This is a genomic window from Streptomyces sp. NPDC059455 (assembly GCF_042750115.1).
Lineage (GTDB): Bacteria > Actinomycetota > Actinomycetes > Streptomycetales > Streptomycetaceae > Streptomyces > Streptomyces endocoffeicus.
In genome coordinates this window covers 1-8,920 of the sequence record NZ_JBHYVB010000290.1, presented here as the reverse complement: position 1 = coordinate 8,920, position 8,920 = coordinate 1, and the positions used below count along the sequence as shown (strand labels likewise).

The following is an 8,920-nucleotide window of genomic DNA, read 5'->3' as shown; positions in this document are numbered from 1 at the left end:
TCTCCCGGGGGGGGGGTGGGCCCCCGCGCGCGTCGGTTCGCGCCCGGGCGCGGGGGGGGGCCCCCCGCGGCCGCGATGTGCGTGGACGGCCGTTGAGTTCGGCGGCGACGGCGTCGAGGTGCTCGCCGGTGTGGAGAGCCAGGTCGGTGCCTTTGGGGAAGTACTGCCGCAGCAGTCCGTTGGTGTTCTCGTTCGAGCCGCGCTGCCAGGGGCTGGCCGGGTCGCAGAAGTGGACGGGGACGTCGGTGGCCATGGTGAAGGAGCCGTGGGCTGCCATTTCGCTGCCTTGGTCCCAGGCCAGCGAACGGACCAGGTGGGCGGGCAGCCTCTGGACGGTGGGCACCAGTGCGTCGCGGACGTGTTCCGCGCTGCGGCCGTCGGGCAGGTGCAGGAGCATCACGTAGCGGGTGAGGCGTTCCACGAGGGTGCCGATGGCCGGGGCGCCGTCCTTGCCGATGATCAGGTCACCCTCCCAGTGGCCCGGCACGGCCCGGTCGTCGGCTTCGGCGGGGCGTTCGCTGATCATGACCATGGGGGTGGTGAACTGCGGCTGCCGCTGCCGGGCCTGGCGGCGGGGCTTGCGCCGTGCGCGGCCGGTGCGCAGGGCGCGGGCCAGCTCTCGGCGCAGTTCTCCTCGCCCCTGGACGTAGAGGGCCTGGTGGACCGTCTCGTGGACCACGTGGATCTCCGGCCGCTCGGGGGACTGTGCCCGCAGAGCCTGGCAGATCTGCTCCGGGCTCCACCGTATGTCCAGGCGGTCCTGGATGAAGTCCCGCAGCTCAGGGTTCTGGCCGGTCTTGCCGGGCTTGGGACGCGGCCGGCGGGAGTCGGCGCGGGCCTGGGCGGCGAAGGGGCGGTACTGCCCGTTGCCGGGATGCCGGTTGCGGCGGATCTCCCGGCTGATGGTGGACGGGCTGCGGCCCAGTTCGGCGGCGATCGCGCGGACAGACGCCCTCTCCCGCAGCCGGTCGGCGATGTAAATCCGGTCGGCCTCACGCAGGTATCGCGACAGGCCCGGAGGCGGCACCTTGGCATTCGCCGGTGGTGCCGCCTTGTGCCGGCCCGACGGGTTGCGGCCGTTAAGCCACCGCTTGCCCGTCCGATAGTTGATACCGACGCGTCTGCACGCTTCCTGGCTGCTCAGGCCCTGACCCATGAGCCGGAAGTATTCCTCCCGCTCACGGGTCAGCTGCCTGCGGCCCTGAGCCGTCCGGATCTTGCGGATCTCGAAGTCCATCGCACCCCTTGAGCTGGGGCGTCGCGACGACCACTAGAACCCAGGATGCTGCCGGGGCCATGCAGTGGTTGTCCTGGGGTGAACCCCGTCACGCCAGTTCGAGCACCACCCTCCCGATCGCGGCCCCGGTGCGCAGCCGCTCCACGGCCTCGGTCAGCCGCTCCGGCCCGTACCGCTCGATCGGCAGGCTCAGCACACCCGCCGCCAGCTCGGTCAGCAGCCGCTCGGCGTCCGCGGCCACCTCCTTGCCGCGTGTCATCAGGTTCACGGGCAGCAGGGACACATCGGCCAGCAGGAAGTCCGCGAGGTCCACACTGAAGTCGCGGCCTGCGGTGTAGCCGACCAGGGCGACTCGGCCGCGCGGGCGGACCAGACCCAGTGCATCCCGCAGCACCGGACCGCCCACGGTGTCGACGACCGCATCGACTTGCCCGCCCACCGTCTCGAGCGACATCTCGGTCGCCAGGACCGCCTTGGCCGCAGCGGGCACGTGGTCCAGCTTGGACGCGCGGCCGACGACGCCGATCACCTCGGCCCCGGCCCGCGCGGCCACCTGCACGGTCAGGGACCCCACCGCACCCGCCGCGCCGGTCACCAGGACCCGCTCGTCCGCTCGCACGGCCGCGACCGAGTGCACCGCAGCCCAGGCCGTACTGGCCGGTGTGAAGAATCTGCACGCCAGGGCGGGATCCGTGCCCTCCGGGACCGCGATCACGGCCGCATCGGGCACCACGGCATGCTCGGTCCAGCAACCGTCCAGGCGCAGCCCGAGCCCCTTGCCGTTGACCCTCACCAGGGCGCCTTCCGGATGAGTGTCCGAGGTGAGCACGACCCCGCACCCGTTGGTGCCGGGCACCGCCGGGAGATCCGGCAGTATCCCGAACTTGCCGTCGACGACATTGAGGTCGAGGTGGGCGACCTGTGACGCCAGCATCCGTACGAGGGTCTGCCCGGGGCTCGCCTCGGGCACGGGCCGCTCCACCAGCCGGGGCAGCCGACCGAACTGCTCCAGCACCAGCGCACGTGACATCTCGCCGCTCACAGCTTCACTCCGTACCGACGCAGGACCCGGGACGCGACGATCCGCAGCACACGGTCGAAGACGAACCCGAGCATGCCCAGGGTGATGATCCCGACGAAGACCCAGTCGATACGGCCGTAGTTGCGGGAGGTCCAGATCAGCGCGCCGAGTCCCACCTGGGCGGCGACGATCTCGGCGGAGACGATGGTCAGGAAGCTGTTGCCCATCGCCAGGCGCGCCCCGGTGACGATGTACGGCACTGTCGACGGCAGCACGACCCCCTGCAGGATCTGCCGCCGGCTCGCGCCCAGGCTGGCCGCGGCGCGCAGCTTCGACTCGCTCACCGACATGACGCCGGCGCTGGTGTTCAGGATGACGATGAAAACGGCCGTGTAGAAGATCAGGACGACCTTCGAGGACTCGCCAATGCCCAGCCACACCACGGCGAGGGTCACGAAGGCGATCGGCGGGATGAAACGGAAGAACTCGATGTAGGGCTCCAGGAGTTGGCGCAGGGGCCGGATCTGCCCGATGAACAGGCCGACCGGTACGCCCACCAGGAGGCCGAGCCCCCAGCCGATCAGAATCCGGCGGCTGGAGGCGATGATCGAGTTGGTGAGCGTACCGTCGCCCGCCAGCTCGCCCGCCGCGGACAGGGTCGCGCTCGGGGAGGCGACGAGTGACGGGCCGTAACTCATCGAGAGCAGCTGCCAGACGCCGATACCGACGAGGACGGACACCGCGTACACGGCGAGGGTGCGCAGTCTGAGCCGGGCGGCCTGCAGGGCGCGCCGCTCGGTGCGCCCTGCGTCGACGGTCATGGTCGTCATCGTTCGTCCTCCGGACCGCGTTCGGTGTCGAGTCCCTGTTCGCGCAGTGTCTTGCGTACCTCTTCGCCGATGTCCTGCCGCAGACTGCGGCGCAGCTCCAGGGCCGCCGGGTCCGACTCGTCGCGCGGCCTGGGCAGGTCCACGGTGTAGATGGACTTGACGGAGCCCGCGGGGCCGGCGGTCATGACGGCTACGCGGTCCGCCAGGAGGATCGCCTCGTCGATGTCGTGGGTGACGAACACGACGGTGCAGCCCGAGGCCTGCCACAGGCGGGCCATCTCCTCCTGCATCACCTGCCGGGTCTGCGCGTCGAGCGCCCCGAACGGCTCGTCCATCAGCACCACTTGGGGCCGATTGGCCAGCACGCGCGCGATCTGCACGCGCTGGCGCATACCGCCGGACAGCTGGGCGGGGTAGCGGTCGGCGCAGTGCCGCAGGCCGACAAGGCCCAGATACTCGTCGGCCAGCGCCGTCTGCTCGGCCCGGGACTTGCCGCGCATACGAGGGCCGAACGCGACGTTCTGACGGACCGTCAGCCAGTCGAAGAGGGCCTCGCTGCTCTGGAAGACCATGCCGAGCTCGGGATCGGGCCCGGTGACGGGCGTGCCGTCGACGGTCAGGCTGCCCTGGTGCGGTCGCACGAACCCGGCCAGTGCGGACAGCAGCGTGGACTTGCCGCAGCCACTCGGCCCGAGCAGACAGAGGAACTCACCGGCGGCGATGTCGAGCGAAATGTCGCGTACGGCATGGAAAGAGCCGAACCGGATGTCGACGCCGTCGACGCGCACGGCCGCGCCGTGCCCGCCCTCGGACGTCGCGGGGGACAGGTCGGCCTCGATGGCCTTCGTCATCACGATCCCTTCGTCTGCTGGGTGAACCAGCCGCGCAGCGCCGTCCTGGCCACATCCGGCCGGGACTTGGCCTTGCCAGTGTCGACATAGAACTGAGCGGTTGCGGTGTACGTCTTGAGGTCGGCAGAGGTGATGTCGCGCACCCCGAAGTCGATCTCCTTGATCGCCTCGACGGTCTGGGCGGTGGGGATTCTCGCGGCCTTCTGCGTGGCCGCCGCCGCGGCGTCCGGGTCCGACTCGGTGCGCCGGGCCGCGTCCTGCAGGGGCCGGGCTACTTTCGCGGCGATGCTCTTGTGGCTGCTCAGCCAGGAGTTGTCGGCGATGAGCCACTGGGCGTACGACACCCCGTAGTCGCCGGTCGTCCCCACGATCCGCCCGCCGAGCTCGACACCCTTCTCGGGCCAGGGGTCCCACAGGACGTACGCGTCCACGTCGCCCTTCTGCAGCAGAGCCGGGATCTCGGGCGGATCGGCGGTGATGAACGTGACCGACTTCTTGTCGATGCCCTTCGCCTCCAGGAACCGGGTCGCCGCGAGCTCGGACAGGCCCGGCACGACGGCCACCTTCCGGATCTTCGCCGGTGAGCCGGTCTTCGGGCCGAGGACGACCTTGAGGTAGCGGCCGGACTGCTCGTAGACGAGGAGCGAACGCAGGCCGGGGTTCTGCTGCAACTGGCCGATCGTGGTGGTGTCCGAGTTCCCGGCCAGCTGCACCTGGCCGCCGGCGAGCGCGTCGACGCCCTCGCCGCCCCTGCCGAACTGGACCAGCTGGACCTTGACCCCGTGCTTGGCCCACAGCCCCTGCGCATCGGCGAGGAAGAAAGGCGCGAAGGACGGGTCGATGCCGACGGCGACGCGGACCGTCGGGCCTTCGGTACCGCCGCCCCCGCGGCGGAGTCGGTGGTGGCCGCGCCGCACGCGCTGAGCGAGACCGACGTGACGGCGGTGAGGAGGGCGACGACGCACGTGGCGGAGCGTCCTCTGCTGGCCTGTGGCTCCATGAGCACCTCGATGGGTGGTGGCGGGAATGCGCGCACCGTAGAACGCGGCGGGGCGGGCGCGCATGGACGGTGGTCCGCTCAGCGGGACACGACCTGCCCGGCGACCGCCGGCCGCTGCGCGGCGAGTGCCCGCCGCCGGGCGGTCTGCTGGGCGGAACGGTTCCATAGGCGGACGTGCCGCCTCACTCGATGCTCAGACACAGGCTCTCAAGGCCATGCATCGACTGCAGCAGGAGGTCACGCACGATGACGACGGGTGAAGGTTCGCTCGCCTCCAAGGGCAGAAGCCGGTCCGGGCGCGGGCGCGGAGGGCAGCCCGGCCGGCAGGACTGGACGTCGTGGCCCCACTACGACGCGGCGGCCGCGGGATTCCGCGGTTACTGGTATCCGGTCACATGGTCCAGCCAGATCACGGGCAAGCCGCTCCCGTTCACGATCTGCGGCGAGAACATCACGCTGATCCGCGACGGCGGAAAGGCCTACGCTCTGCACAACCGCTGCCCGCACCGCGGGGTGCCGCTGTCCGAGGGCAACCAGCAGTTCCCGGGCACTGTCAGCTGCCCCTACCACGGCTGGACGTTCGACCTGCCCACCGGCAATCTGGCCGCGGTCATCACCGACGGGCCCGACTGCCGGCTGACCGGCAAGGTCCAGGTGCAGACATACGCGGTCGAGGAGCGCCTCGGCATGGTGTGGGTCTACATTCCCCTCGCCGACGAGGAGCCGCACCCCATCGACGAGCAGCTCCCCGAGGAACTCGTCTCCAACGCCTTCGTCATGGGCGGCCGTATCGAGCCCCGCAGCGGGAACTGGCGTTTCGCCTGCGAGAACGGCTTCGACGAGGGGCACGCCAAGTATCTGCACCGAACGGCCCTGTGGCGGCTGTTCAAGCCGATGCCGACCTGGAACATCACCCGGATCGTGCCCAGGGGCCGCTGGATCTTCCGCGTGCAGGACGAGGTCCACTGGGAGGCCGACTTCCCCGGCGTCGGCCGCTGGACAAACAAGCGCTGGTGGAAGCTGCAGCCGCCGAAGGAGACCTTCAACATCGGCAACACCGGCGCCGCCGACAAGATCAACCCGACGATCGAGGCCCAGGAGTTCCCCGGCTTCGCATCCCTGTCCATGCCGGGGGTGCTGCGCATCGTCTACCCCAAGTTCATCCACTACGAGTTCTACGTCCCCGTCGACGCGGACCATCACCGCTACGTGGGCGTGATGGTCAACTTCACCGAGGGCTGGAAGACCCTCGGCTTCTACGCCAAGTACCTGGGCGCCATCCGCTGGCTGTTCCACGGACAGTTCTCCGGCCAGGACGCCTGGATGGTCGACGTCACCGACGCGCCCCCGGAGAAGCTCTACCGCCCCGACATCTCACTGACCGCCTGGCGGAACCTCAGCGAGGAGGAGTACGGCAAGAAGCTCGCCGCCGTCGGCGCCGGGGCCCCGGCCGAGAAGACCGAGAAGGAGACGTGAGGACGTGCGCCGCACACTGCTCGCCGTGCTGGCCGGAGCCGCCCTCGCCATGGGGCTGCCCTGGGCCAGGAAACGCTTCGAGCGCACCACCATGACCCAGGTCCACAGGATCAACCAATGAGTGGCGACGGACTGGCGGGACTCGACGCCCCCCGTCGCGCCTGGGCGGAGGAGGCCTGGCGGCACGTCACCGGCGACCGTCTGCGCGACCTGATCATCGGGCTCGTCGACATTCCGAGCCCCACCGGTGACGAGGGCCCGCTCGCCACGCACATCGCGGACATACTCAAAGCCTCGGGATGCCGCGCCGCGGTCCAGCCGCTCGACGACCGGCATGCCAATGCCTGGGCCAGGCCTCCGGCGACGGAACCGGCCCCGACCTCATGCTGTACGCGCCGATCGACACCCTGACCGTGGGCGAGGAGAGCGAGGATCTCCCCTGGATCGGCCCGGAGCTGCGGGACGACATGCGTCCGCAGGCCACCGTCTACGACGACCTGGTGACCGGCCTCGGGGCGTCGAACCCCAAGGGGCACGTGGCCTGCGTGATGATGGCCGCCGAAGCGATCTCCCTCGCCGGGGTCCCGCTCACCGGCGACCTGGTCGCGGCGTTCGGCGCGGGCGGCATGCCCACCAACGCCCGTCCGGCCGGCACCCGCCGCAACACCGGGCAGGGCGTGGGCTGTTCCTTCCTCCTCGAGCAGGGGGTGTGGACCGACTACGCCCTCATCGCCAAGCCCGGCTGGACCGTCTCCCGGGACGAGGTCGGCGTCGTCTGGTTCGAGGTCACCGTCGGCGGCACGCACACCTACGTGGGTTCCCGTCACCGGCTGCCGTACGACAACGCCATCGCCCGCGCCGGCGAGGTCGCCCGGCACCTGGAGGAATGGTTCGTCGCCTACGCCGACCGCCACACCGGCGGCACCGTCGCTCCGCAGGGCATCGTCTCCTCCGTACGCGGCGGCTGGCCGCGCATGGCGGCGGTCACCCCGGCCGCCTGCACCCTCAGGGTGGACCTGCGCATCAGCCCCGACACGACCCCGATGCAGGCCAAGCGGGAGTTCACGGCCGCACTGGAGGCCATCCAGGACAAGATGCCCGGACTCGACGTCACGGCCGAGATGATCCTGGGCATCCCCGGGACGCGGACCGGTCCGGACAGCTGGATCTTCCGGAGCGCGGCGGCCGGCTGGGAGGCCTTCGAGGGACGCGAGCACGAGGTGATCCGCGGCAACAGCGGCGCCACCGACGCCAACATCCTGCGTGGTCGCGGCATCCCCTCCGTGCGGGTCGGCATGCCGAAGGTCAGCGCCGCCGAGGCGCCCTTCGAGATCGACTTCGCGCGGGGCATGAACACCGTCTCCGTACGGGCCATGGAGAAGCTGACGCGCCATCTGATCCGTACGGCCGTCGACACCGCCACCCGGTCCCGCGCCGAACTGCACGAGCTGGAAGGAGAGCCGGAATGACCGAGATCGTCCTCGGGGTGGGCGCGTCGCACAGCACGCTGATGAACACCCACTGGGAGGAGACCTTCCACAAGGACCGCGCCGAACGGTTCCGTGACGCGCTGCGCTCGGCACGCGACGAACTCGCGGCGGCCCGCCCCGACACGGTGATCCTGGTCGGCTCCAACCACTTCCGCGGCTTCTGGCTGGACCTGATCCCCAGCTTCACGATCGGCGTGGGGGAGTGCATCGCCAGCGGTGAGTCCGGCACCCCCGAGGGAGCCCAGCGAGTCGACGTGCCACTCGCCCGCTACGTCGCCAACTCACTTGTGGAGGGCGGCCGTTTCGACGTCGCCTTCTCGGCTCGCCTCCAGATCGACCATGGCCAGTCGCACGCGATCCAGTACCTCCTCGACGGCCTCGACGTGGAGATCGTGCCGCTGGTCGTGAACGTCTTCGCTCCGCCGCTGCCGACCCTGGACCGCTGCGAGCAGCTGGGCCGGGCGATCCGGGAAGCCGTGCTCGTGTTTCCCGAGGGCCGCCGCGTCGCCGTCATCGGCTCCGGTGGTCTTTCGCACCGCCTGCCTTGGCCGGAATGGCGTGATCCGCACGGCGAGGACGAGGAGTTCATGGTCGGCACCTGGCTCAACGGCCGGGACAACTGGCAGGACTACGATGCCCGCCGCCGCGAGATCATCCGGGCCGCCGAGGCCGCGCTCAACCCCGAGTTCGACGACGAGTTCCTGTCCCTCGTCGAGCGCGGCCAGACGCACCGCATTACCGAGTACACCACCGAAGCGCTTCAGAAGACGGCGGGCAACGGAGCGCAGGAGCTGCGCACCTGGCTGCTGATGGCGGCCCTGCTCGACCACGCACCCGCCCGCCGCCTGGCGTACGAGCCCATGCCCGAGTGGCTCACCGGCATGGCCGTCGCCGTCCTCGACCCCGCACGCACCACCCAGGAAAGGCTTCCCAATGCTGATGTCAAGCCGCTGCCGTGACAGTTGGTGTGGCTTGGTAGCACGCTCCGTCGCGGATCATGGCCCACAGGACATTG

At 70.4% G+C, this 8,920-nt stretch carries 8 protein-coding genes and 1 pseudogene; 4 read left to right on the top strand and 5 right to left on the bottom strand.

Going from position 1 to position 8,920, the window contains the following annotated elements; genetic code table 11:
• Positions 1–79 precede the first annotated feature (79 nt).
• The 5 genes and pseudogenes from ACFXB5_RS49370 to ACFXB5_RS49350 form a co-directional block, all read right to left on the bottom strand.
• Positions 80–1,144 (bottom strand): annotated as a pseudogene (locus ACFXB5_RS49370) (IS30 family transposase); the annotation flags it as partial.
• 181 nt (positions 1,145–1,325) lie between these two features.
• The gene (locus ACFXB5_RS49365) at positions 1,326–2,279 is read right to left on the bottom strand and encodes a zinc-binding alcohol dehydrogenase family protein (protein ID WP_385221534.1); all 954 of its coding nucleotides are present in this window, start codon (positions 2,277–2,279) and stop codon (positions 1,326–1,328) included.
• Entirely contained in the window at positions 2,276–3,079 is an 804-nt protein-coding gene (locus tag ACFXB5_RS49360; protein ID WP_385221531.1) for an ABC transporter permease, read from the bottom strand. The genes ACFXB5_RS49365 and ACFXB5_RS49360 overlap by 4 nt, the downstream gene beginning before the upstream one ends.
• A gap of 5 nt (positions 3,080–3,084) precedes the next feature.
• On the bottom strand, positions 3,085–3,939 hold the full coding sequence (locus ACFXB5_RS49355) for an ABC transporter ATP-binding protein (RefSeq protein ID WP_385221529.1): 855 nt from the start codon (positions 3,937–3,939) through the stop codon (positions 3,085–3,087).
• Positions 3,939–4,856, bottom strand: a complete 918-nt coding sequence (locus ACFXB5_RS49350) for an ABC transporter substrate-binding protein (RefSeq protein ID WP_385221526.1) — start codon at positions 4,854–4,856, stop codon at positions 3,939–3,941. The genes ACFXB5_RS49355 and ACFXB5_RS49350 overlap by 1 nt, the downstream gene beginning before the upstream one ends.
• 329 nt (positions 4,857–5,185) lie before the next feature.
• Between ACFXB5_RS49350 and ACFXB5_RS49345 the strand changes: the two genes are divergently transcribed.
• The 4 genes from ACFXB5_RS49345 (at position 5,186) to ACFXB5_RS49330 (ending at position 8,864) form a co-directional block, all read left to right on the top strand.
• Positions 5,186–6,415 (top strand): Rieske 2Fe-2S domain-containing protein, encoded by a 1,230-nt coding sequence (locus tag ACFXB5_RS49345; protein ID WP_385221523.1) that lies wholly within the window; start codon positions 5,186–5,188, stop codon positions 6,413–6,415.
• A gap of 117 nt (positions 6,416–6,532) precedes the next feature.
• Positions 6,533–6,826, top strand: coding sequence for a hypothetical protein (locus ACFXB5_RS49340; RefSeq protein ID WP_385221520.1), 294 nt, complete (start codon positions 6,533–6,535; stop codon positions 6,824–6,826).
• Positions 6,799–7,884 (top strand): deacylase, encoded by a 1,086-nt coding sequence (locus ACFXB5_RS49335; RefSeq protein WP_385221517.1) that lies wholly within the window; start codon positions 6,799–6,801, stop codon positions 7,882–7,884. The genes ACFXB5_RS49340 and ACFXB5_RS49335 overlap by 28 nt, the downstream gene beginning before the upstream one ends.
• Positions 7,881–8,864: a catechol 1,2-dioxygenase gene (locus tag ACFXB5_RS49330; protein WP_385221515.1), complete on the top strand. Its 984-nt coding sequence runs from the start codon at positions 7,881–7,883 to the stop codon at positions 8,862–8,864. The genes ACFXB5_RS49335 and ACFXB5_RS49330 overlap by 4 nt, the downstream gene beginning before the upstream one ends.
• Positions 8,865–8,920: the final 56 nt, after the last annotated feature.

Coding starts and splice junctions, on each gene's coding strand:
- ACFXB5_RS49345 (WP_385221523.1), top strand. CDS start 5,186: ATGACGACGGGTGAAGGTTCGCTCGCCTCCAAGGGCAGAAGCCGGTCC.
- ACFXB5_RS49360 (WP_385221531.1), bottom strand. CDS start 3,079: ATGACCGTCGACGCAGGGCGCACCGAGCGGCGCGCCCTGCAGGCCGCC.
- ACFXB5_RS49355 (WP_385221529.1), bottom strand. CDS start 3,939: ATGACGAAGGCCATCGAGGCCGACCTGTCCCCCGCGACGTCCGAGGGC.
- ACFXB5_RS49340 (WP_385221520.1), top strand. CDS start 6,533: ATGAGTGGCGACGGACTGGCGGGACTCGACGCCCCCCGTCGCGCCTGG.
- ACFXB5_RS49330 (WP_385221515.1), top strand. CDS start 7,881: ATGACCGAGATCGTCCTCGGGGTGGGCGCGTCGCACAGCACGCTGATG.
- ACFXB5_RS49335 (WP_385221517.1), top strand. CDS start 6,799: ATGCTGTACGCGCCGATCGACACCCTGACCGTGGGCGAGGAGAGCGAG.